This window comes from Silvimonas soli (assembly GCF_030035605.1).
Taxonomy (GTDB): Bacteria; Pseudomonadota; Gammaproteobacteria; order Burkholderiales; family Chitinibacteraceae; genus Silvimonas; species Silvimonas soli.
Genome location: NZ_CP106736.1, coordinates 673,979 through 696,738 on the forward strand (window position 1 = coordinate 673,979; position 22,760 = coordinate 696,738).

Annotated in this window: 24 protein-coding genes and 1 tRNA gene; 19 read left to right on the forward strand and 6 right to left on the reverse strand. The window is 57.6% G+C overall.

Translation table 11 applies throughout. The features are described from left to right. Positions 1-7 precede the first annotated feature (7 nt). The 4 genes from N7220_RS03120 to N7220_RS03135 are packed head-to-tail and all read left to right on the forward strand — an operon-like array spanning position 8 to position 4,722. Entirely contained in the window at positions 8-2,041 is a 2,034-nt protein-coding gene (locus N7220_RS03120) for an FUSC family protein (protein WP_283150019.1), read from the forward strand. 31 nt (positions 2,042-2,072) lie between these two features. Next, positions 2,073-2,330, forward strand: coding sequence for a DUF1656 domain-containing protein (locus N7220_RS03125; RefSeq protein ID WP_283150020.1), 258 nt, complete (start codon positions 2,073-2,075; stop codon positions 2,328-2,330). Further along, positions 2,327-3,241 (forward strand): efflux RND transporter periplasmic adaptor subunit, encoded by a 915-nt coding sequence (locus N7220_RS03130; RefSeq protein ID WP_283150021.1) that lies wholly within the window; start codon positions 2,327-2,329, stop codon positions 3,239-3,241. Before N7220_RS03125 ends, N7220_RS03130 begins: the two co-directional genes overlap by 4 nt. Beyond that, positions 3,238-4,722 (forward strand): efflux transporter outer membrane subunit, encoded by a 1,485-nt coding sequence (locus N7220_RS03135; RefSeq protein WP_283150022.1) that lies wholly within the window; start codon positions 3,238-3,240, stop codon positions 4,720-4,722. The genes N7220_RS03130 and N7220_RS03135 overlap by 4 nt, the downstream gene beginning before the upstream one ends. A 276-nt stretch (positions 4,723-4,998) precedes the next feature. Here N7220_RS03135 and N7220_RS03140 read toward each other — a convergent pair. Further along, positions 4,999-5,075, reverse strand: a tRNA-Arg gene (locus tag N7220_RS03140). 136 nt (positions 5,076-5,211) lie between these two features. Between N7220_RS03140 and N7220_RS03145 the strand changes: the two genes are divergently transcribed. Both N7220_RS03145 and N7220_RS03150 read left to right on the forward strand, forming a co-directional pair. Beyond that, positions 5,212-5,961, forward strand: a complete 750-nt coding sequence (locus N7220_RS03145; protein ID WP_283150023.1) for a c-type cytochrome — start codon at positions 5,212-5,214, stop codon at positions 5,959-5,961. 133 nt (positions 5,962-6,094) lie between these two features. Then, positions 6,095-6,586, forward strand: coding sequence for a GNAT family N-acetyltransferase (locus tag N7220_RS03150; protein WP_283150024.1), 492 nt, complete (start codon positions 6,095-6,097; stop codon positions 6,584-6,586). Between the two features lie 75 nt (positions 6,587-6,661). Here N7220_RS03150 and N7220_RS03155 read toward each other — a convergent pair whose 3' ends face one another. The 3 genes from N7220_RS03155 to N7220_RS20750 form a co-directional block, all read right to left on the reverse strand. Then, positions 6,662-7,531 carry a dienelactone hydrolase family protein gene (locus N7220_RS03155; RefSeq protein ID WP_283150025.1) on the reverse strand — a complete coding sequence of 290 codons (870 nt, stop codon included), beginning with the start codon at positions 7,529-7,531 and terminating at the stop codon, positions 6,662-6,664. Between the two features lie 68 nt (positions 7,532-7,599). Continuing rightward, complete coding sequence (locus N7220_RS03160) at positions 7,600-9,051, reverse strand: aminoacyl-histidine dipeptidase (protein ID WP_283150026.1); 1,452 nt, start codon at positions 9,049-9,051, stop codon at positions 7,600-7,602. Positions 9,052-9,210: 159 nt separating this feature from the next. Next, positions 9,211-9,843, reverse strand: a complete 633-nt coding sequence (locus N7220_RS20750; protein ID WP_390901555.1) for a DUF4124 domain-containing protein — start codon at positions 9,841-9,843, stop codon at positions 9,211-9,213. On the opposite strand from N7220_RS20750, the gene N7220_RS03165 reads away from it, so the two are divergent. Then, positions 9,740-10,420, forward strand: coding sequence for an SDR family oxidoreductase (locus tag N7220_RS03165; protein ID WP_283150027.1), 681 nt, complete (start codon positions 9,740-9,742; stop codon positions 10,418-10,420). The two genes, N7220_RS20750 and N7220_RS03165, sit on opposite strands and share 104 nt — an antisense overlap. Before the next feature lie 216 nt (positions 10,421-10,636). Here the strand turns inward: N7220_RS03165 and N7220_RS03170 are convergent, their stop codons facing one another. After that, positions 10,637-10,951, reverse strand: coding sequence for a c-type cytochrome (locus N7220_RS03170; protein WP_283150028.1), 315 nt, complete (start codon positions 10,949-10,951; stop codon positions 10,637-10,639). 284 nt (positions 10,952-11,235) lie between these two features. On the opposite strand from N7220_RS03170, the gene cysG reads away from it, so the two are divergent. The 10 genes from cysG to N7220_RS03220 all read left to right on the forward strand — a co-directional run bounded on the left by cysG (position 11,236) and on the right by N7220_RS03220 (position 20,022). After that, positions 11,236-12,630, forward strand: coding sequence for a siroheme synthase CysG (cysG, locus tag N7220_RS03175; RefSeq protein ID WP_283150029.1), 1,395 nt, complete (start codon positions 11,236-11,238; stop codon positions 12,628-12,630). An 85-nt stretch (positions 12,631-12,715) separates the two neighbouring features. Beyond that, a complete protein-coding gene (locus N7220_RS03180) occupies positions 12,716-13,075 on the forward strand; it encodes a hypothetical protein (RefSeq protein WP_283150030.1) in 360 nt (119 codons plus the stop codon). Positions 13,076-13,241: 166 nt separating this feature from the next. After that, complete coding sequence (gene clpB, locus N7220_RS03185; RefSeq protein WP_283150031.1) at positions 13,242-15,821, forward strand: ATP-dependent chaperone ClpB; 2,580 nt, start codon at positions 13,242-13,244, stop codon at positions 15,819-15,821. Positions 15,822-16,010: 189 nt separating this feature from the next. After that, a complete protein-coding gene (locus N7220_RS03190) occupies positions 16,011-16,433 on the forward strand; it encodes a universal stress protein (RefSeq protein ID WP_283150032.1) in 423 nt (140 codons plus the stop codon). A gap of 26 nt (positions 16,434-16,459) precedes the next feature. After that, complete coding sequence (locus N7220_RS03195) at positions 16,460-16,894, forward strand: universal stress protein (protein WP_283150033.1); 435 nt, start codon at positions 16,460-16,462, stop codon at positions 16,892-16,894. 80 nt (positions 16,895-16,974) lie between these two features. Next, positions 16,975-17,436: a GNAT family N-acetyltransferase gene (locus N7220_RS03200; protein ID WP_283150034.1), complete on the forward strand. Its 462-nt coding sequence runs from the start codon at positions 16,975-16,977 to the stop codon at positions 17,434-17,436. Between the two features lie 55 nt (positions 17,437-17,491). Next, positions 17,492-17,893 carry a GFA family protein gene (locus tag N7220_RS03205; protein WP_283150035.1) on the forward strand — a complete coding sequence of 134 codons (402 nt, stop codon included), beginning with the start codon at positions 17,492-17,494 and terminating at the stop codon, positions 17,891-17,893. 97 nt (positions 17,894-17,990) lie between these two features. After that, entirely contained in the window at positions 17,991-18,680 is a 690-nt protein-coding gene (gene tsaB / locus N7220_RS03210; protein WP_283150036.1) for a tRNA (adenosine(37)-N6)-threonylcarbamoyltransferase complex dimerization subunit type 1 TsaB, read from the forward strand. Further along, positions 18,677-19,126 (forward strand): ribosomal protein S18-alanine N-acetyltransferase, encoded by a 450-nt coding sequence (gene rimI, locus N7220_RS03215; protein WP_283150037.1) that lies wholly within the window; start codon positions 18,677-18,679, stop codon positions 19,124-19,126. The genes tsaB and rimI overlap by 4 nt, the downstream gene beginning before the upstream one ends. Beyond that, entirely contained in the window at positions 19,126-20,022 is an 897-nt protein-coding gene (locus tag N7220_RS03220) for a uracil-DNA glycosylase (protein WP_283150038.1), read from the forward strand. Before rimI ends, N7220_RS03220 begins: the two co-directional genes overlap by 1 nt. A gap of 28 nt (positions 20,023-20,050) precedes the next feature. Here N7220_RS03220 and N7220_RS03225 read toward each other — a convergent pair whose 3' ends face one another. Beyond that, positions 20,051-20,659, reverse strand: a complete 609-nt coding sequence (locus N7220_RS03225; RefSeq protein WP_283150039.1) for an acyl carrier protein phosphodiesterase — start codon at positions 20,657-20,659, stop codon at positions 20,051-20,053. Positions 20,660-20,809: 150 nt separating this feature from the next. Between N7220_RS03225 and N7220_RS03230 the strand changes: the two genes are divergently transcribed. Together N7220_RS03230 and N7220_RS03235 are read left to right on the forward strand one after the other, a co-directional pair. Further along, positions 20,810-21,898 (forward strand): MBL fold metallo-hydrolase, encoded by a 1,089-nt coding sequence (locus N7220_RS03230; RefSeq protein WP_283150040.1) that lies wholly within the window; start codon positions 20,810-20,812, stop codon positions 21,896-21,898. 133 nt (positions 21,899-22,031) lie between these two features. After that, positions 22,032-22,760 (forward strand): response regulator, encoded by a 729-nt coding sequence (locus N7220_RS03235; protein ID WP_283150041.1) that lies wholly within the window; start codon positions 22,032-22,034, stop codon positions 22,758-22,760.

Here is a 22,760-nt window from a genome sequence, read left to right on the forward strand (position 1 = left end):
GATCACCATGAACCACTGGCCCTCCCCACGAGACTGGCTGTTCTCGTTCAAGGTTTTTTTCGCCTCAATGCTGGCGTTGTATGTAGCGCTGGCCTTGGGTTTGCCTCGTCCATACTGGGCGATGGCAGCGGTTTACGTTGTCTCTCATCCGCTCACTGGCGCTACCCGCTCCAAGGCTTTGTACCGTGCATTGGGCACATTGCTGGGGGCGAGCGCCGCAGTGGTGATCGTGCCGGTGCTGGTCAATGCGCCGGTGTTGCTGTCTGCCGCTATTGGTTTGTGGACTGGCGCGCTGCTGTATTTTTCGTTGCTGGATCGCACCCCGCGCAGTTACGTCTTCATGTTGGCAGCCTATACGCTGCCGATGATTGCCCTGCCCTCGGTCAACAATCCGCAAGCCGTTTTTGATATCGCCAGCGCCCGTACCCAGGAAATACTGGTGGGGATAGTCTGCGCCAGTCTGGTCGCCGCGCTGGTTTTCCCCGGCAAAGTAGCACCCGTAATCAGTGCGCGTACTGGTGCGTGGTTGCGTGATGCCGCCAGTTGGGCCGCCGATGCCCTTTCTCCGATGAAGGATGGGGCAGCCCACCCGGCCAGCCGGCATCGTCTGGCGGCTGACATTCTCGCGCTGGATCAACTGATCAGCCAGTTGGCTTATGACCCGGAAACCACCGAAACCGTCGGCTATGCCAAAGAACTGCGTGGGCGCATGAGCATGCTGCTGCCAGTGCTGTCGTCGCTCACCGAAATCACACAAACATTGCGTCGCCAGGAAGGTGGGTTGTCTGATGACCTGCAAGGCTTGATGCGCGATGTCGCCGCGTGGATGCAAACGGCCTTACCGGCATTCAATGAAGCGGACGACCTGCGGGCGCGCTTGAATGCCACCGAACAGGTTTTGCATACAGATCTGGATTGGCACGACACCCTGAGCATCAATGCCCACTCGCGCCTGCGTTCGCTGGTCGATCTATGGCAAGACTGTCTGCACTTGCAGCAATTGCTGGCCAATGATCCCAAAGCTCAGGCTTGGGCGCCGGTCTACCAACGCCGTGAAGTGGCTGGTGGTGGCCGCCATTATGATCACGGCATGATGCTGTTTTCCACCGTTTCTGCCGCGCTGGCTGTCTTTACCGGTTGCATGATCTGGATCGGTATGGGCTGGGAAGACGGTGCGGGCGCAGTGGTCTTGGGTGCCGTGGCCTCTTGTTTCTTTGCCGCAATGGATGAACCCGCGCCAATGATCCGGATGTTCTTTACCTGGACTCTGGTCAGTATCGCGTTGTCCGGCGTGCTGATGTTCCTGATCATCCCTGCCGCACATGAATTTGAAACACTGGTCGCCATGCTGGCGATTCCGTTTCTGATTATCGGCACGCTTATTCCGCTGCCGCGCTTTAACATGATTGCCATGTTGATGTCCGTGAACACAGCAACGTTCCTCGGCATTCAAGGGGCATACGACGCCAACTTCACTTCGTTTTTTAACGGCAACATCGCCGGCGCTGCCGGTGCGGTATTTGCGCTGACATGGACTCTTGTCACCCGTCCTTTTGGTACCAAGCTGGCGACACATCGCCTGGTGCATTCCAGTTGGCAAGACTTGGCCAATACCGCCGCCGGACATGATGCCAAAGACTACGCGCGACTCAGCGCCCGCATGCTGGATCGCTTGGGGCAGTTGGTACCACGTCTGGCCGCCAACGCAGATGATCGCCAGACCGATGGTTTCAAAGAATTGCGCGTAGGTTATAGCGCGTTGGAACTGCAACGCGATGAGCTGGAATTATCTGGTGATATACACGGCGCCATCGAACAAGTGCTGGATGGCATCGCGCAGCATTACCAGGACTGTGTCGACAAACCAAATGCGCCGCACGCGCCTGAAGCGTTGAAAAGCAGTATCGACATGGCCATCGGCTACACCCTGACCCAGGCAGACCAGATTTCGCGTGAAGCACTTAACGCGCTGGTGGAATTGCGCGTAAGCCTGTTTCCTGGTGCTGCCGGCTTCAAGAGTTGCGGTAGCGAGGCGACTTGAACTGTTGCTGATAAAGATTGCTTGAACTTCCGTGGCCATATGGCCACAGCAAGAAAAACCCGAAGAGAAAGAAACCCCGATGAGCGGCGAGATTGATGTTTACGGCGTATTCATACCCAGTTTGCTGGGCTGGATGCTGATTGCGTTTGTAGTGACCGGTTGCCTGCGCTTTGTGCTGGGCCGCCTGGGCTTTTACAAGCTGGTATGGCATCGCTCGTTGTTCAATCTGGCCCTTTATGTGATCGCCCTCGGCGGCACTGTATCCCTGATCCACTGGTTGCAATCATGAAAAAAATCGTTCGCCTGGCCGGGCCGGTCATCCTGACCCTGATCTTTGTAATCGCCGCCGTTCTGGTTGGCCGACATTTGTGGGACTACTACACCATCGCCCCGTGGACCCGTGATGGCCACGTGCGCGCAGATGTGGTGCAAATTGCGCCCGATGTCACCGGTCCGATTACCGACGTCAAAGTGCTGGATAACCAGATGGTCAAACGCGGCCAGGTCTTGTTCGTAATCGACCATGCCCGCTTTGAACTCGCACTACAGCAAGCCGCTGCCGTTGTTGCGGCGCAAAAAGCTACGCTGGCGCAAGCCCGTCGGGAGGCCGCACGTAACCGTGGACTAGCCGATCTGGTGGCCAAAGAAGTAACCGAAGAAAGCGAATCGAAAGTGCAGCAAGGTGAAGCCGCTCTCGCCCAGGCGCTAACCGCGGTGGACGTGGCCAAGCTGAATCTGCAGCGCGCCACCGTAGTCAGCCCGGTTGATGGTTATCTGAATGACCGTCTGCCGCGCGTTGGCGATTACGTAGCCACTGGCAAACCGGTGTTGTCGATTGTTGATGCGCAATCCTTCCATGTAGAGGGCTATTTCGAAGAAACCAAGCTGCACGGCGTACAGATCAACCAGCCGGTCGAGATCCGCATCATGGGCGAATCCCAACCGCTGCACGGCCACGTTCAAAGTATCGCCGCCGGGATCGAAGACCGCGACCGCACCAGTGGCGCTTCACTGCTACCCAATGTGAACCCGACCTTCAACTGGGTACGCCTGGCGCAACGGATTCCGGTGCGGATTGCATTGGATGACGTCCCGGCTGATGTCCGCCTGATTGCCGGCCGTACAGCCACGGTGTCGGTACTGGAGCAGGCCAAAGAACAGGCCAAACCCGCTGCCGCCAAGGCAGGAGCAAAATCGTGAAACTGTTGAAAACCACGCTGGCACTGGCTCTGCTGCAGGGCTTGCTGGCATGTACCACCGTTGGCCCCGACTATCGGGTGCCCGACGCAGCGACCATCAAAAACCCGACGGCCAGTGCCGCGTTTGTCAGCGCCAACAACCCGGCTGTATCGATCGCACCGGTGCCGGATGACTGGTGGATGCTGTATGACGATCCGGTTCTGAATGATCTGGTCAGGCAAGCGCTCACCGCGAATGCCAGTCTGCGTGTGGCGTCCGCCAATTTGCGCCGGGCCGTGGCGCTGGCCGGTGAAGTGGATGCCGAGAAAGGCTTTCATGGCTCGGCCGATATCGCAGTCAAACGGGCGCAAGAATCGGGTGAAGCCTATCTGCTGACCGAGAAGCTACCCGTCTTCAATGAAGGTGATGTCGGTTTTGCCATTTCTTACGACCTGGACCTGTTCGGCAAGCTCGCGCGTGGCGAAGAAGCCGCCCATGCCAATACCGAGGCCAGCCTGGCCGCGCTGGATCTGGCCCGCGTCAACGTCGTGGCGCAGACCGTTCGTGCCTATGTGCAAGGTTGTTCCGCATCGCACGAACTGGCCGTGGCACAGCATGAGTTGGACCTGCAAAATCGCAGCGTGGATGTAACCCAACGTCTGGCGAACGCCGGGCGTGGGCGTTCCACTGACGTGCTGCGGGCGCAAGCTCAGGCCGATCTGTTGCGCGCCAATTTGCCACGGTTTCAGGCTGAACATGATGCCGCACTGTTTCAACTGGCAGTGATGGTAGGCAAAACGCCAACAGAAATCGTTGCCGCCCATATCCAGTGCAATATCGAACCGGAATTGCATCAGGCGATTCCAGTCGGAGATGGTGCCGCATTATTGAAGCGCCGCCCGGACATTCGTGAAGCCGAACGCCAACTGGCCAGTGCCACCGCCCGCATTGGCGTAGCCACCGCCGAGCTGTATCCGGATATCGTGATTGGGGCATCGGCTGGCTTCACCGGTATCCTGGAAGATATTGGCCACCCTGCCACCGAACGTTGGGGCATCGGCCCGCTGATTTCATGGCGCATTCCGGACAACGGCTCACGTGCCCGCATCCATGCGGCCGAAGCCGGAGCCGACGGCGCCCTCGCCCACTTTGACGGCGTTGTGCTGAACGCGCTCAAGGAAACCGAAACCGCACTGACGCTATATACGCATGATCTGGACCGCAACGCCGCACTGCGAGCCGCGCGCGACAAGGCACAGCAAGTCGCCAAAGAAAACCGGCAACTGTATCAATCCGGCCGGGCGCCGTTTTTGTCCAGTCTGGATTCAGATCGCACATTGGCCAACGCCGATGCGGCATTAGCCGCGTCAGATAGTCAGATAGCCATGGATCAGATTAATCTGTTTATGGCTTTGGGCGGCGGTTGGGAAACCGCGGCCAAGCAGCAAACTGCCAACACTGCATCCGGTGTAGCTGCCAAGTCGGCCGCCGCTACGCATTAAACCCGCTAGCAAACCATGCCCGAACCGCAATATGTTTGTTTGCGCTTCGGGCATTTTTCTTTGGCCACCAGCCAAAACCCTTTACGCATGCAAGTAAACTCGCCAGCAAACCGGATTAGCGGGCACAATCGCGCAAAAACGCACCTGATTCAGGCATTTAAGGCACACGCCACAATAGATTTTTTTACGGGAAAATAAGGAAAGAAAGAGGGAGAAAAAGGCTTGCCCGGATTAGCTGCAGAACGCGCTATAAACCAGCCAAGTAATTGATTTTATTGGTGCGCCCGACAGGAATCGAACCTGTGACCCTTGGTTTCGGAAACCAATACTCTATCCAACTGAGCTACGGGCGCATGTCTTTCGAGGAAACGGATAATACCGTGTTTGCCGCGGAGCGTCTACGCAGCTTTCCCGCCACCCGCCTTGCCGGTATAATTCGGCCCAATTTCACGATTTACCTCGCTACACGATATTAAAAGGGATGGCAGCATGAGTGGTTCAAACGCTTCCGGAGTTAAAAGCTTTGTTGGCCTCATCGTAGCGGCGCTCGTAGGTGTGCCGCTTTTCATCTTCATGGTGGTCAAGCTGTTCACCTCCGGTAGCGGAGTGAATCTGGGCCTCATGACCATGACCGATCAAGCTATCGAATCGCGCCTGCAACCGGTCGGTATCAGCAAGGTGGTCGATAGCGCCCCGATCGGTTCGCGCAGCGGCAAGATGGTCTTTGAAAACGTCTGTATTTCCTGTCATGGCACGGGCCTGATGGGCTCGCCGAAATTTGGCGATTCCGCCGCATGGGCGCCGCGTATCTCCAAGGGCTTTGAAACCCTGTGGACTCACGCCATTCACGGCTTTAACGCCATGCCAGCGCGTGGCGGTTCGACCGATTTGACCGATGACGAAGTCAAACGTGCCGTGGCCTACATGGCCGACGATGCGGGCGCCAAGTTTGTGGCGCCGGAACCAGCCGGTGGTGCCGGTGGCGCAATTGATCCGGAAGTCAAAGGCAAAGAGATTTTCGAAAGCACATGTTCGGCATGTCATGGCACTGGCCTGCTGGGGTCGCCCAAGTTTGGCGACAAAGCAGCCTGGACTGCCAAGCTGGGTGGCAACGCCGATGCAGCAATCGAAAAAGTCTTGAAGAGCGGCAATGGCCAGATGCCAGTTAAAGGCGGCTATACCGGCTCGGATGATGAATTCCGTGCTGCTGCGCATTACATGATCAATCACGCCAAGTGATCATCATTGCCAGATTGAACTGATTCAAATCAGTTTCAGTCATAAAACAAACGGGCGGCTTTAACCGCCCGTTTGTTTTTGTATTTTCAGTACCCTGCTATGTATTAATGATTTGATTCAAAGGATTATCTGTATGTCTTCAGCTTTGCATATCCGCCCCGCTACACCTGCCGATGTTCCTGAAATCATGGCCATGGTTGCCGAGTTGGCTGAATTCGAGAAACTGACTCACGTGCTGGATATGAGCGCCGAACGCCTGACTAATGATCTGTTTGGTGATCGCCCGCTGATTGAATGTCTGATTGCCGAACTGGAAGGTTCAGTGGTGTCGTTTGCCCTCTTCTTTCAGAGCTATTCCACTTTTCTCACCCGTCGCAGCCTGTATCTGGAAGACGTTTACGTGCGCCCGCACGCGCGTGGTCTGGGCGTGGGTAAAAGCATGTTGCTGCAACTGGCGCGCGTTGCCCGCGAGCGCGGTTACGGTCGTTTTGAATGGAGCGTGCTGGACTGGAACGCCAACGCCATCGCTTTTTATGAAGGCCTGGGCGCGACCGTTATGCCGGACTGGCGCATCTGCCGTGTTACCGGTGAGGCACTGGAAAAAATGGCCGCAAGGTCAGCTTGAGTCGCTTTCATATCTGGCTCACGCGCAATAAAAAACGGCCACCTGTGTGGCCGTCTTTCGTGGGTGGTTGAGCGCTCACACACCGTATTTGTGAAACCAGCCCAGCATGCGTTGCCAGGCATCCTTGGCTGCTGCCTCGTTGTAGCTAGGCCGGTAGTCGGCATTAAAGCCGTGCCCCGCTTCAGGATAAACATGCAGCTCGAAGGTTTTATTGGCAGCATCCATGGCCGCACGCATTTTGGCCAGGTTTTCCTGGGTAATGCCTTGATCCTTGCCGCCAAAAAATCCAATCACCGGCACGTTGATCTTATCGACCAGATCAAGCGCATTTTTCGGACTATTGGCCGAAGTTGGCTGCAGAACCTGGCCGTACCAAATCGCCACTGCCTTCAAGCGCGGATTGTGCGCCGCATACAGCCACGCAATGCGTCCGCCCCAACAAAAGCCGGTCAGCGCCACGCGGGCAGCATCGCCACCGTTGGCTATGGCAAATGCCACGGTCACGTCCAGATCGGCAATGACTTGCTCGTCCGGCACTTTGGAAACCAGGTTCTTCAAGAGATCGGCAATTTCGGGATACTTGCGTGGATCACCCTGCCGGAAGTAAAGCTCCGGCGCGATTGCCAGATAACCCAGTTTGGCCAAGCGACGGCAAACGTCCTGAATGTGCTCGTGCACACCAAACACTTCCTGCACCACGATCACTACCGGCAAAGGGCCTTTGGCCGCCGCTGGCTGCGCGCGATAAGCTGGCATATCGCCACCGGCTACGGCAATGGTCACCGTCCCGGTTTGCAACCCGGTTGAATCGGTAATGATGGTCGAAGCTGCCACCGGCCGCACCGCCAGCGCAAAACCAGTCACTATCGAGACGGTGAGAAAATCACGACGAGAATGACCGGCTGGCGCCGTTGCTGCTTTGGATTTACTGTCTTCAAATGGCATGGCTATTGCCTCCAGGAATGTACAGAAACACGCAAACAAACTTCAACAGTACCAACCGGCGCTCACCCTCAGCGTTTCGGCACCGCTTTCAAGGCATCGACCAGCAGATTCCAGAAATAACCCACAGTTTCGATTTCAACGCGTTCATCCGGTGAATGCGCACCGCGCACGGTCGGGCCAAACGACACCATTTGCAGTGCCGGATACTTGCCCGCAATCAGTCCACACTCCAGCCCGGCATGAATGACCTTGATGACGGCCTCTTTACCATAGCGCTCGCGATAGACATCCTGCAGCAATTTCAATGCAGAAGACGACGGATCCGGCGCCCAGCCTGGGTATGCGCCATGTCGCTCACTTTGCGCGCCAGCCATGCGGGCAATCGCTTCAATGCGGCTGGCCACGTCGTCCAGGCCTTCATCGGTCAGCGAACGCACCAGCAGCGCCGCGCTAAAACCAGCCTCGCCCACCCGCACTACGCCCAGATTGTTGGATGACTCCACCACGCCCGGCACCGCCTGACTCCAGCGCGACACGCCGTGTGGCAAGGCTTGCAGCAAGTCGATAACCTGGCGGCTGGCCTGCCCGGACAGACCGTGTTCGGCCAGCGCGGGCTCCACGCTCAGTTTCACGCCTTCATCCACCCGCGCCAGTTCACGGCTCAGGCGTTGTTGCCAGCGACGCACCACGGCTTGAATCTGGTCACTCTCGGCTTCCGGCACAGCCAGCACGGCAAATGCTTCACGCGGCAGCGCGTTGCGTAACGTACCACCTTCAAATGACACCAGACGCGAGGCGCACCGAGCCAGCAAGTCATTGATAACACGTGCCAGAATACGGTTGGCGTTGCCACGTTCCAGATGGATATCCACGCCGGAATGGCCGCCGCGCAAACCTTTGATCGCCAGCTTGATCACTTGCATGCCAGCTGGAATCGGCTCTTGTGCCAACGGGCGACTAACGGTCACGTCCACACCACCGGCACAGCCCACGTACAACTCGCCCCAGTCTTCGGTATCCAGATTCAACAGCATCTGGCCGGTCAGCCAGCCGGGCTTGAGGCCCTGCACGCCGCTCATGCCGGCCTCTTCATCCACCGTCAGCAGGACTTCAATCGGACCATGTTCGATGTCTTTGCTTTCCAGCACGGCCAGACCAGCGGCCACGCCGATGCCGTTGTCCGCGCCCAGCGTAGTGCCATCGGCTTTAACCCAGCCATCTTCTACACGCGGACGAATCGGATCATTAAAAAAGTCGTGAGCGGTATCTGCATTTTTTTGCGTGACCATATCCAGGTGGCCCTGCAACACAACCGTCTGGCGATCTTCAAAGCCAGGCGTCGCCGGTTTGCGGATCAGCAAATTGCCGGTTCCATCCACCTCATGCGCCAGCCCCTGCGCCGCGGCCCAGGCACGCAAATGATCGCGCAAAGCGGCTTCATGTTTGGAAGGACGGGGAAAACTGCATAAGGTCTGGAAATGACGCCACAACAGCGCCGGTTGCAATTGCGACAACGGCATATTCAAAATTCCTGATTCAACTGATTCAATAGCTGGATAAAACCGAAGGCTGCGATGTTACCCGTGGTGGGGCTGTGCTGACAGTAAAAAAGCTCACCCCAAACCGCCTGGCGGCCCGCAAGTGAGCTGACGCGTAAATTCGCAAACGGTTCCAGCCAATCAGGGAGACAAACGCCGACCCCGCAATGGATTGACCACCGGTGGTCCATATAACCCCCGCAGGTTTCGGGGGGAACAAAACGCCGAGTCATAGCCAGGATTGTCTACATTGCAGTTAACGCCGGCCGGCAGATTGGGGTCCGGTGTGGGCTGGGGCAAATTGTCTGCTGGAACATCTTGCCTTGCCTGAGCCACCGGCTCTGGCGGGGCTGGGGTCGGAATTGGCGTCGGGGTAGGCTTGATGCCTTCAATGGTCGTCACCGAGCCCGCTGCATATGGCAATTGCTTTTGCCCTTTGCACGGCATTTCGCCGTAACTGACCCGGCCCTGATCATCCACACATTTGTATACCTGGGCCTGGCCAGAGGCCGCCGCACCCAGCAAAACACAGGCGAGTGCGTAGCTGGCCAGATTCGGCATACCATTCCGGTTCTGAGGGCCAGCCCTCATCGTGCGTGCACCTTTGTCCATTGCCGCGGTCCATCCTGTTGTCTGCTTTGAATCTTCGTTAACAACACACGGGGTTGTCATGAACACTGTATTCGTTACTGGTGGAGGCCGTGGCATAGGTCTTGAATTCATCACCCAGTTCTTGCAAGACGACTGGCGCGTCATTGCCACTGCCAGAACCATAACACCCGCGCTGGCCAAACTGCAGACCCGCTACCCAGACCAGTTGCGCGTGTTACTGCTTGATATCACTGATTGGCCCAAAGTCGCGGCGCTGGGGCAAACGATTGCCGACGAGCGGATTGATTTGCTGATCAATAACGCTGGTTTTTATGGCGGCGAGCGCCAACAACTCGGGCGCACCGATGTCGCTATCTGGCTGCAGACGCTGGCCGCCGATACCATCGCCCCGATCAAAGTGGTGGAAGCCTTGCTATCGCACCTAAAACCCGGCGCAAAAATTGCCACGCTCAGCAGCAAGATGGGCAGCATTGAAGACAACCACTCCGGCGGCGCGTATCACTATCGCAGCGCCAAAGCCGGGCTCAACGCTGCGCTGAAAAGCCTGGCACTGGATCTGGCTCCGCGGCATACGGTTATCCTGCTGCATCCTGGCTGGGTACAAACCGATATGGGCGGCCCGGGCGCCTCGGTGACCGCAGCCGAATCCGTGGCCGGTATGCGGCGGGTTATTCACCAGACACAGCCCAGCGAAAGCGGCAACTTTTTCAATTACGACGGCACGCCGATTCCCTGGTAGGGACGCCTGGCGGGGCCGACGCGAATAAAAAAAGCCGGATGCAAGAGCGTCCGGCTTTTGTTTACAGGTGATGATGACTGAATGCTGCCTCAGTCCCGCTCAGGAGGGTGTACTTTAGCTTCGTTCACTATGACTGCCTCGAAGGCCTCACTGGATCCCCGACTGCGCGGGGATGACGAACCAGGAAGGCATGCAGCGCCTCACTCCTCGTCGCCCTCAGTATTTGCGGGTCAATATCCACTGTGCCAGTTGCTTGGCTTCCGCATCACTCACCGCATTGGGCGGCATTGGCACGGCGCCCCAAGTACCCTGGCTGCCGTTTTTGATCTTGCCTGCCAGCATGTCTGCCGCGCCCTTCTGGGTTTTGAACTTGGCCGCCACGTCCTTCCAGGCAGGGCCGACCAGCTTGCTATCCAGCGCATGACAGGCAAAGCAGTTTTTGCTCTTGGCCAGGTCTTGTGGGTCCACGGCAAGCGCAGGCGTGGCCAGCGCGAACAAAACAAGGGAAACAAGCGCACTGCGGATCAGCATGGTGATTCCTTTTACCCGGCACGGCACGGGCGGTTTCAGGGTTAAACTAAAGGGCTTGATACTGGATAAACGCCACTGCAGCCTCTTGCGCCGCAGTTTAGAGGCTACGGGTTAAAGATCAACCCGAGCTCAATATCAAAAAAATTGTGATGTACTGACAAATTACGCAGGTGCAGGCTAAAACAGCAGTTATAGCTGCACTTTGACCCCGATCAGTATGCGATTGTACTGATTGAATGGATGTCGCTACCAAACCTGCGACCGGAACCAGCCCCGGGTAAACCATGGATTACTTTCCCCTGTTTTTGGACCTTCACCAGCAACGCAGCCTGATTGTGGGCGGCGGTGAAGTCGCGTTACGCAAAGCCCGCATGCTGCTGGCCGCTGGCACGCAGTTACACGTCATTGCGCCCGATCTGGTCGCGGAACTGGCGCAATTTGCGGCTGAAGACAAAATCATGCACACGGCACGTACTTTCCTGGCCGACGATGTGATCGGCCACCGCGTTGTGATCGCCGCCACCAATGATCGCGCGGTCAATCGCCTGGTGTTCGATGCCTGTGAGCAACGTGGCATTCTGGTCAACGTGGTGGATGACCCGGCGCTGTGCCGATTTATTGTGCCGTCCATGGTTGATCGCTCGCCTTTGCAGATTGCCATCTCCACCGGCGGCCAGGCCCCGGTGCTGGCCCGCTTGATCCGTGCGCGCATCGAAGCATGGTTGCCCCACGGCTACGGCACGCTGGCCAGGCTGGCGGGTAATTTGCGTGATGCCGTAAAACAGAAATTTGGTGATGACGAACGTGCGCGCCGGCGCTTTTGGGAAGTCGCACTGGACGGACCCGCAGCAGAACGCGCGCTGGCCGGTGATGAGGTTGGTGCCACGCAAAGCCTGCAAACCACGCTGGCAGCAGCCGACAGCGCCAGCCTGCAACAAGGCGCGGTGTACCTGGTCGGCGCCGGTCCGGGCAATCCGGATTTGCTCACTTTCCGGGCTTTACGGTTGATGCAGAAAGCCGATGTGGTGCTTTACGACAATCTGGTCTCTCCGGCGATTCTGGAACTAGTCCGGCGCGATGCCGAACGCATTTACGTGGGCAAGAAAGCCGACAACCACGCGCTGCCGCAAGAAGAAATCAATCGCCTGCTGGTCAAGCTGGCGCAGCAAGGCAAAACCGTGCTGCGGCTGAAAGGGGGCGATCCGTTCATCTTTGGTCGTGGCGGTGAAGAGATCGAAGAACTGGCCGAAAACGGCGTGAGCTTTGAAGTGGTGCCAGGGATTACCTCGGCCGCCGGCGCATCGTGCTACGCCGGGATTCCGCTGACCCACCGTGATTACGCGCAGTCGGTGACGTTTGTCACCGGCCACCGCCGCGCTGGCGAAATTGAACTGGACTGGCCACGCTTGACCAACCCCAACGAGACCATCGTGATTTACATGGGCGTCAAACAGGCACCCCGCATTTGCGAGCAACTGATTGCCCACGGCCGCACCGCGGATACGCCCGTTGCCATCGTGCAGCAGGCCACCACGCCGCAGCAGAAAACAGTGATTGGCACCTTGAGTACCCTGCCCCATTTGATTGAAGCCGCAGGCATCAAGCCGCCTGCCCTCATCATCGTGGGGAACGTGGTTACGCTGGCGGATAAGCTGGCCTGGCGCAAGAGCCAAGCTTGAAGAATACAAGAGCAGCTTGAAGTGGGATAAGCAACACCGCACCGCCCTTTCGATCTTAAAATTTAACTTATTTCAGTGACTTGCAATGGACTTTGTCTTTCTTTCTCAAAATGTTGATCAGACAAGACCGCTGCTTTATCTCTGGGAAATTATTGATCTGGATACAGGAAAATTGCTGCACAGCTATGTAGGAAAAGCGAAGGGCGGCAGCAGCCGACCGCTAAAGCACTATCGTAGGAATGTCGCAAATCTATTGGCGAACAAGCCATATCGTAAAGGCAGTCCAGATGGATTTCGTGCATCGCATAGGGCTCTGGCCCAAGCAGTGACGACCGGGCATCGTATCGTGCTAACGTTGCTGTACAACGTTGATATTGAAAAAATCAATGAAGCAGAGAGCCGGGAAATATTGAAGCGGCAGCCAGATTTGAATGCGATGCCGTGACTATATTTGATAGCCTGCATAACGTGCCCACAACCCCTTTCCTATCAACAACTTTTCAATACTGCCCCGCCTTTCAGCGGAAAAAAATTCCGCATCACGCCGCGCTTGAAATGAGGTTATTGGTGCCCATCTTTTGTGCAATAACGCACATTTACAGAGGGCCACCATGCGCTTTGACAAACTCACAACCAAATTTCAGCAAGCCTTCGCTGACGCCCAAAGCATGGCGCTCGGCAACGACAACAGCTATATCGAGCCACAGCATTTGCTGCTGGCCTTGCTCAACGACAATGAATCTGGCGTCGGCGCCCTGCTCGCCCGCGCTGGTGCCAATGTGCAGCCGCTCAAGCAAGCGCTGCAAGAGTCGATTGATCGTCTGCCCAAGGTGGAAGGCAACGGCGGCGAAATCACCGTCTCGCGAGATCTGTCCAACCTGCTGAACCTGACCGACAAAACCGCCAGCAAACGCGGCGATCAGTTTATCTCCAGTGATTCGTTCATCCTGGCGCTGGCTGATGACAAGAGCGATGCAGCCAAACTGCTCAAGCAACAAGGTGGCAACAAGAAAGCCATTGAAGCGGCGATTGATGCCGTGCGCGGCGGCGGTTCGGTGGATAGTGCCGACGCTGAACAGAACCGCGAAGCGCTCAATAAATACTGTCTGGATCTGACCGAGCGCGCCCGCCAAGGCAAGCTGGACCCAGTCATTGGCCGCGATGACGAAATCCGTCGCGCCATTCAGGTTCTGCAACGCCGCACCAAGAACAACCCGGTGTTGATCGGTGAGCCCGGCGTAGGCAAGACCGCCATTGTGGAAGGCCTGGCGCAACGGATCATCGAAGGCGAAGTTCCCGATTCGCTCAAGCACAAGCGCTTGCTGGTGCTGGACCTCGCGTCCCTGCTGGCTGGCGCAAAGTATCGCGGCGAGTTTGAAGAGCGCCTGAAAGCCGTGCTGAACGAACTGGCGAAAGATGAAGGCTCGACGATTATCTTTATCGATGAGCTGCACACGCTGGTTGGCGCTGGTAAAGCAGAAGGTGCAATGGACGCGGGCAATATGCTCAAGCCCGCGCTGGCTCGCGGCGAGCTGCATTGCATTGGCGCGACCACGCTGGATGAATACCGTAAATACATAGAGAAAGACGCCGCGCTGGAACGGCGCTTCCAGAAAGTGCTGGTCGATGAACCGAGCGTGGAAGACACCATCGCCATCCTGCGCGGACTGCAGGAGAAATATGAGATTCACCACGGGGTGGAGATCACCGACCCGGCGATTGTGGCGGCAGCCGAACTGAGCCACCGCTATATCACCGACCGCTTCTTGCCCGACAAAGCAATCGACTTGATCGATGAAGCTGCGGCCAAGATCAAGATGGAAATCGACTCCAAACCGGAGTCGATGGACAAGCTCGACCGCCGTATCATCCAGCTCAAGATTGAACGCGAAGCCGTCAAAAAAGAGAAAGACGAAGCCTCTCGCCGTCGCCTGGCGCTAATCGAAGACGAGATCGGCACCTTGGGTAAGGAATACTCGGATCTGGAAGAAATCTGGAAAGCCGAGAAAGCCGCCGTGCTGGGTAGCCAGTCGATTCGTGAGGAGCTTGAACAGGTCAAGCTAGCCATGGATGCCGCCCGCCGCCGGGGCGAGTGGGACAAAGCGTCCGAGTTGCAATACGGCAAGCTGCCCGAGCTTGAGGCGCAGTTGAAGGTCGCCGAAGCAGCCGAAGGCCAGGATAAGCCAAATCGTTTGTTGCGCACGCAAGTAGGCGCGGAAGAAATTGCCGAGGTGGTCAGCCGCTCGACCGGCATTCCGGTCAGCCGCATGATGCAAGGCGAGCGCGACAAGCTGCTGGGCATGGAAGACGTGCTGCACAAACGCGTGATCGGCCAGAACGAAGCCGTGCGACTGGTTTCCGACGCCATCCGCCGTTCGCGCTCTGGCTTGGCCGACCCGAACCGGCCTTATGGTTCGTTTCTGTTCCTCGGGCCAACTGGTGTCGGTAAAACCGAGCTGACCAAATCGCTGGCCGAGTTCCTGTTTGATGCGGAAGATCATTTGATCCGCATCGACATGAGCGAGTTCATGGAGAAACACTCGGTGGCGCGCTTGATTGGGGCGCCGCCGGGATACGTCGGTTACGAAGAAGGCGGTTATCTGACCGAGGCCGTGCGGCGCAAACCGTACAGCGTGATCTTGCTGGACGAAGTCGAAAAGGCGCATCCGGATGTGTTCAACATCTTGCTGCAAGTGCTCGACGATGGCCGCCTGACCGATGGCCAGGGCCGCACGGTGGACTTCAAAAACACGGTGATCGTGATGACGTCCAACCTGGGCTCGCAACAAATCCAGGCGATGGCGGAAAACGATTACCAGGTGGTGAAGCTGGCGGTGATGGCTGAGGTCAAATTGCACTTCCGGCCCGAGTTTGTGAACCGGATTGACGAGGTGGTGGTGTTCCACGCGCTCGACCAATTGCAGATTCGCAATATCGCCCGGGTACAGCTAGACAGACTGCAACAGCGGTTGGCGCAAATGGAGATGGGCTTGGTAGTGAGCGATGCGGCGCTGGACATGATCGCCGATGCCGGATTCGATCCGGTGTATGGTGCGCGCCCACTAAAACGGGCGATCCAGACCGATATCGAAAACCCGCTGGCCAAAAAGCTGTTGAGTGGCGAGTTTGGGGCCAAAGACACCATCGCCGTGGATATAGACAACGGCAGCATGGTGTTCAGTAAACGCTGATCCAGCATCTTCGACAGCATCAAAAAAGACCCGCTTCGGCGGGTCTTTTTTTATCCATTTTTTTCTCTTTGATTACAAGAACGTCAAGCGACTATTGCCAACACTTTTGCCCAAGTAACGACGCGACATCAAGCCAGCATCTTTATATGATGAGCTATTGAAAGCTTCATCTCCAGCTCAGGAGGCCGCATGTCTACCGTTCTCATTCCAGTCGATGGCTCGCCGCAAGCGTTACGCGCTGTTCAGGCGGCGCTGGCGTTCAGCAATACCGAAAAATTTACCCGCGTCGTACTACTCAATGTGCAACCACCATTGCAAGGCCGGGTACGGGCGCTGATCAGCGAAGACCGTTTGTACGCCATTGCCCGTGATGAAGCCCGCAAGGCCATGGCAGCGGCCATTGATCTGGTGCAGCGGGCCGGAGTCATCCTGGAGCAACGCTTGATGATCGGGCCGGTGGCCGAAACCGTGATCGAAACCAGCCACAAAGTCGACGCCAGCCAGATATTCATGGGCACGCGCGGTCGTGGCGCGGCAGCGGCACTCTTGCTGGGCTCGGTGGCGGGCAAAGTGGTTCATCTGGCCGATGTACCGGTCACGCTGGTGAACTGATCGCTATCGACCAAGGAGCAACTCTTATGGCAAATATGAATATTCTGGTTCCAGTCGATGGCTCGGATAACGCCCAGCGCGCACTGGAACATGCAGCTAGTCTGGTGACACATAACCCCAATCTGGCACTGCGTCTCTTGAATGTGCAGCAACCGGGTCTGTATGCCTCGGTGCTGGAAGGCATCGAAGGCATGGAACCGATGACCCAACTGCTGCACCAGCAAGGCGAAGAAGTATTGGCGCCCTATATCGAATGGCTCAATGCCAAAGGGGTCGCCTTCTCCACGCGAGTGCGTCTGGGCAAACCGTTCAGCGTGATCTGCGAACAGGCTTCGCACCACGATTGCCAGCGAGTGGTGATGGGCACGCGTGGTAACGAAGGATTGGATCGCTTCATGCTCGGCTCAGTTGCAGCGCAAGTGGCCGCGACGGCACCGGTACCCGTCACGCTGATCAAGTAACACCCACATCATCGGCCGTTTGACCGGGTTTATGCTTCTCGGGTAGCGTATGCGTTTACCCCAAACGGCCGTGTCCTTACATGCAGATTCGCCCGCTTCAAGTGTCTGATCACACCGCCTGGCTTGCTCATTGGCAGGTCTATTGCGGCGGATACGACGCCACACTGGACCCACAAGTCACCGCCGCCACATGGCAGCGCATTCTGGATGCCAATGCGCCCATCCACGGGCTGGCCGCGGTGAACGACTCCGGCGAGCTGCTGGGTTTTTGCCACTTTGTTTGCCACCCGCATACCTGGAGTGCGCAAACCATCTGTTATCTGGAAGATTTGTTTGTCAGCGCCAGCGCGCGCCGTCTTGGCGTGGCTTCGGCGCTGATTGAGCATGTGCGCCAATTGGGTATTGCCCAGCACTGGTTTCGCGTTTACTGGATCACCGATGCTGGCAACGCAGCGGCGCAGGCGGTGTACGACAAGGTGGCCACGCGTACGGATTATGTCCGCTATGAAATTGCCCTGGGTAAACAGGCTGAGCTGGCCTGACACGCCAGGTAACCGAATCTTACCGATCGAGCTTTGCAATCCGGGAGCATTCAGCATGCAACTCAATGGCCAATGTCTATGTGGTGCAGTCCATTACACCGTTGAAGACGCCTTTGAATACGCCGGTTATTGCCACTGCATCCGCTGCCGGCGCCGTACCGGATCGGCCTTCAACACCTATGCCGGTATCAAAACCGGCCAACTTCAGCTAACCCAAGGCGCGGAACATGTACGCCACCAGGATGAAAGCGCCGAGGGTTACGATGCCCATTGCGCGCTTTGCCTGTCGCCGCTGTTTTCAATCGTGCGTGGCCGTGAGTATGTGCACGTGCGCATCGGTACACTGACCGACACTCCATCGCGTCAGCCGGATCACCACATTTACGTGGCATTCAAGGCGCCGTGGCATCAGATTACCGACCAGCTGCCGCAATTTGCCGAACTGCCCCCACCCTAAAAAACCGCCCCGCCAACAGCCTGCGGCATAAAGGCTGCGCGTGGTAAAATCGCGCCCTTGCCCATCCAGCATGCGTGGCTCACCCTGCGCGTAATCCATGCCCGCCTATCTTGCTCTTGATACTTCTACCGAACATTTGTCGCTCGCTTTATCCGGCGGCGCAGCAGGTCTGACCGTGCGCGACTGGCATGTCGGCCAGCGCCATGCCGAGTTGACCCTGCAAGCCATCGAGCAATTGCTGGCAGATACCGGTGTACAGCGTAGCGAGATCAGCGGTATCGCCTTCGGCATGGGGCCGGGCTCGTTTACCGGCCTGCGCATCGGTTGTGGCATCGCCCAGGGTCTGGCATTCGGTTTGAATATCCCGCTGCTGGGTGTCTCCACCTTGCAAGCGCTGGCCGCTCAATGTGAAGGCGAACAAGCTTATGTTTGCCTGGATGCGCGCATGAACCAGGTTTATTGCGCGGCTTATCGCAAACAAGACGGCCAGTGGCTGGAAACCGTGGCCGCGACGGTCTGTGACCCGGATGCAGTGCCGCTGCCAGAAGGCGAAGGCTGGATTGGCCTGGGTAGCGGTTTTGCCGCTTATGGCTCGTTACTGGCGCCGCGACTGGGCAATGCCATAGCCAGTATCGTGCCGGATCGCTTTCCGCATGCACGGGAGATTCTGGCATTGGCCACGCCATTGTTTGATGCCGGTAAAGGCTTGCCCGCCGATCAGGCTGAACTTTTATACCTGCGCGACAAAGTAGCGCTGAAAACCCACGAACGGGTTGCCAAGCCTTGAATATCCGCAAACTGCATCATGCCGATCTGGATGCCATCCTGGCCCTGGATGCCGAAACCAATCCCCACCCATGGGCATTGGGGCATTGGCATGACTCGCTGGAAAATCACACTTGCCTGGTACTGGAAACGGACGGCGAAGTCGCTGGCTTTGCCGTGGCCAGCCTGGTGCTGGATGAAGCCGAACTGTTGCTGATTGCAGTAGCGCCATGGCAGCAACGCCAGGGCTTGGGCCAGCGTTTGCTGGGCGGATTGATTGATCAGCTAAAGACCAAAGGTGCGCGCAGTCTGTTTCTGGAAGTGCGCGTGGGCAATCAACCCGCGCGGACTTTGTACGAAAAGCTGGGTGCTACCGCCACTGGCTTGCGTAAAGGCTACTATCCGGTACCCGGTGGCGGGCGCGAAGATGCGGTACTCTATACTTTTGATTTAACCGGAGCTGCCTGATGGGTCGGCGTGAACAGATTCTGCACGAAATGGGCTTTACGCCACTTTGGGTAGACCGCGAACGACTGCAGGCCTTCAAACTGGAAGAAGCCGCATTAGCAGCTGAAGCAGTCACCGCTGCCCTGCAGCCAACTGCCGTCACGCCATCGGCAAATACGCCGGTAACCGCCACGCACGCTGCGCCAGTTGTTACCCAGGCTCAACCACAAGCACCTGTTGCAGAATCTGCACGACCGGTCCGCGCAGCGCCATCCATCCCCGTTGTACCCGAAACCAGCGCCCGCGCCGCACCCGCGCCATTGGTCACAGCCGAGCCCGATGCCCGCAGTCTGGAAATCGGCCAGATGGATTGGCATGCGCTGCAGCAGTCCGTCAAAGGCTGTACCGCCTGCAAGCTATGCGAAGGTCGCAACAACACGGTTTATGGTGTGGGTAACGCCAACGCCGACATTATGGTGATTGGCGAAGCACCGGGCCAGCAAGAAGACCTGCAAGGCGAGCCTTTTGTGGGGGCTGCCGGGCAATTGCTGGACAATATGCTCAAGGCCATAGGCGAGCAGCGCGGCGAACGGGTGTATATCGCCAATGTGCTTAAATGCCGTCCGCCCAACAACCGCAACCCGTTGCCGGAAGAAGTGGCGCAATGCTCCCCATATTTGCGCCGCCAGGTAGAACTGGTCAAACCCAAAGTGATCTTTGCCGTGGGTCGCTTTGCCATCCAGACCTTGCTGCAAACCGACGCGCCGATCAGTTCTTTGCGCGGCACTTTGCATCACTATCAAGGCGTACCGGTAGTGGTGAGCTATCACCCGGCATATTTGCTGCGTAACTTGCCAGACAAAGCCAAGGCGTGGCGCGATTTGTTGTTGCTGCAGGCCACGTTCAAGGGTTTGTAACAGCACTGATGGCGGCGGATTGCACCGCCTACAGTGGCAGCCCGTTGCGAGTGTACGCCCGCCGCCACTGCTCGCTGTGGTGCAAGACGTCGGGCCAGAACGCCAGAAAATCCGCTTCAAACCCCTGATATTGCTCGATGAGTTCCTCGCCGCCGCCCACCATGGGATTAGGCCGGGACAAACGCCGCGTCGCCATATTGTCGATAGCGCGAGTAATCGATGCCACCTCGCGGTACGACGTGAGCCAGTCGTATTGCTGCATATGGGGCAGTATCTGCGCCAGCCTTTCCGGCAGTACGGTTTGATTCGCCCGCAGCAAGGTGTAAGTGTCGTTGGCAAAATCCGGCAGTGCCTGATCACTGAATTCGCTCCAGCGCGCGGCCAGAAAGTGGTCATAAAACATGTCGACCATGATTCCCGAGTAGCGCCGCCGTAGCGCGCTTACCCGTGCCCGGCTGGCCAGAAAAGCCGGGGGTTCATCCGCAAATACGTCAATACTGCGATGCAGGGCAACCCCTGCCGCAAGCGGCTCTGCCAGCTGACCCGGCAAGGGGCCTTTGACAAAATCGCCCAGCAGCCCACCCAGCCGATAGGCCGGTGCCGGTCCAGCAAGTAAAAGATGCGCAAGATAATTCATCGGTTTTGCAATGCAAGTCACTCTGGGTAGGCCAACGCGATGCTGGCCGCGAACTTTTTTCGCGAAATGCGCCCAACTACAGATCGGGGCACAGGCCGGATATTTATAGGCCCGCCCCAAAACCACCACTGCTGGAGCAGGCCGCCACCTATGACATGGATGAGAAGAACGCTGGCACTGGCGTTGACCGCACTAACCGGCAATCCGCATCGCAATATTCATTTCGACCCGGCCAAACCACATCATACGCCAACGGGATTTCGCAACCGTTACCCGCACGGCCGCCCTTCTGCCGATGATCTGCGGCGCTGGCGGGCCGAACGCAAAGCACACAATCTGCCGCCACCTCCCACAACTGATTTGTCCGCTATCGCGCCGCATCTGGACTTTATCCACCAGCGCCACGACGCCCCTGCCGTCACCTGGATCGGCCATAACACGCTGTTGCTACAGGTAGCCGGGCTCAATATTTTGACTGACCCGGTGTTTTCCGAACGCTGTTCGCCGGTGCCCTTTGCAGGCCCCAAGCGCCATCAGCCGCCCGGCGTGGCTTTGGCCGAGCTGCCACATATTGATCTGGTACTGATTTCGCATAACCACTATGACCATCTGGATCACGCCAGTGTGATGGCCTTGTCACGCCAGGCTGGCGGTCCGCCCACCTTTGCCGTCGCCCTGGGCATGGATGCCTGGATGAAGCGCAAGTTGCCACACCTACCGGCCGAGCGTTTGATCTATCTGGATTGGTGGGAAACCGCGCAAGCTGGCAAAGCCACGCTGACTTTCGTCCCGGTGCAGCACTGGAGTGCCCGCACGCCGCTGGACCGCAACGCCACGCTGTGGGGCGCCTGGGTGCTCGAAGTCGACGGCTTTCGCTTCTTTTTCTCGGGCGATCTGGGTTATTCAAAAGACATTGGTGATATCGCCGAGCGTTTCGATGGTTTCGATTTCGCCGCCATTGGCGTAGGCGCCTATGAGCCGCGCTGGTTTATGCAGAACCAGCACGTCAATCCGGAGGAATCGGTGCGGATACATCGTGAATTGCGCTCGCGCCTCTCCATGGGCATTCACTGGGGCACTTTTGAGCTAACCGATGAGCCGCTGGACCAACCCAGAGCCGATCTGGCGATTGCTTGCGAGGAACAAGGTCTGGCTCCCGGCGAGTTTTTTGTGCTGCGCCATGGTGAAACCCGTGAATTGCACGGTGCAAAGCTGGAAGTCCCACCATCCGAAATATGACAAATGAGTATTTTGTATCAGCGCTTGCAATCTGCAGCCCGCTTTGTATCAGCGGGCGAAAATTGGCGTAATTGATACTTGAAGATACAAACCTGGCGTGTGCCGCCGTGCAGCTTTGACATAATGGCCCTCCATGGAAACCCAAAACCCTTCGCGCATTCTGGTGGTCGATGACGACCAGGAAATCCGTACCCTGCTGGCCGACTATCTGGACTCCCACGGTTTTCGCACCGTGATGGCGGCAGACGGCACTGCCATGCAGCGGGCCCTGGAAACCAGCAAAGTTGATCTGGTGGTGCTTGACCTCACCCTGCCCGGTGAAGACGGCTTGACCTTGTGCCGCAATCTGCGTTCAACGTCGGCCGTGCCGGTGATCATCCTGACCGCACGCGGCGATCCGGTCGACCGCATTCTGGGACTGGAAATGGGTGCCGACGATTATCTGACCAAACCGTTTGAACCGCGTGAACTGGTCGCCCGGGTACGGACCGTGCTGCGCCGGACGTGGGCATTGCCGCCCAATCTGGATGCGCCGGACGCCATTGCCATGAATTTTGCCGGCTGGACGCTGGACCTGCGCGCGCGCCATCTGGTGCGACATGACGGCGTGCTGGTCATGTTGTCAGGTGGTGAGTTCCGGTTGCTGAAGATTTTGCTGGAACACCCGCAACGCGTCCTTAATCGCGACCAGATTCTGAATCTGACGCAAGGCCGCGACGCCGATCCGTTTGAACGCTCCATTGATTTGCAAATCAGCCGTTTGCGCCAAAAACTGGGCGATGATGCCCGCGCTCCGCAACTGATCAAGACCGTGCGCAACGAAGGCTACGTGCTGTCCGCCAGTGTCGCGGTAGAGCATTGA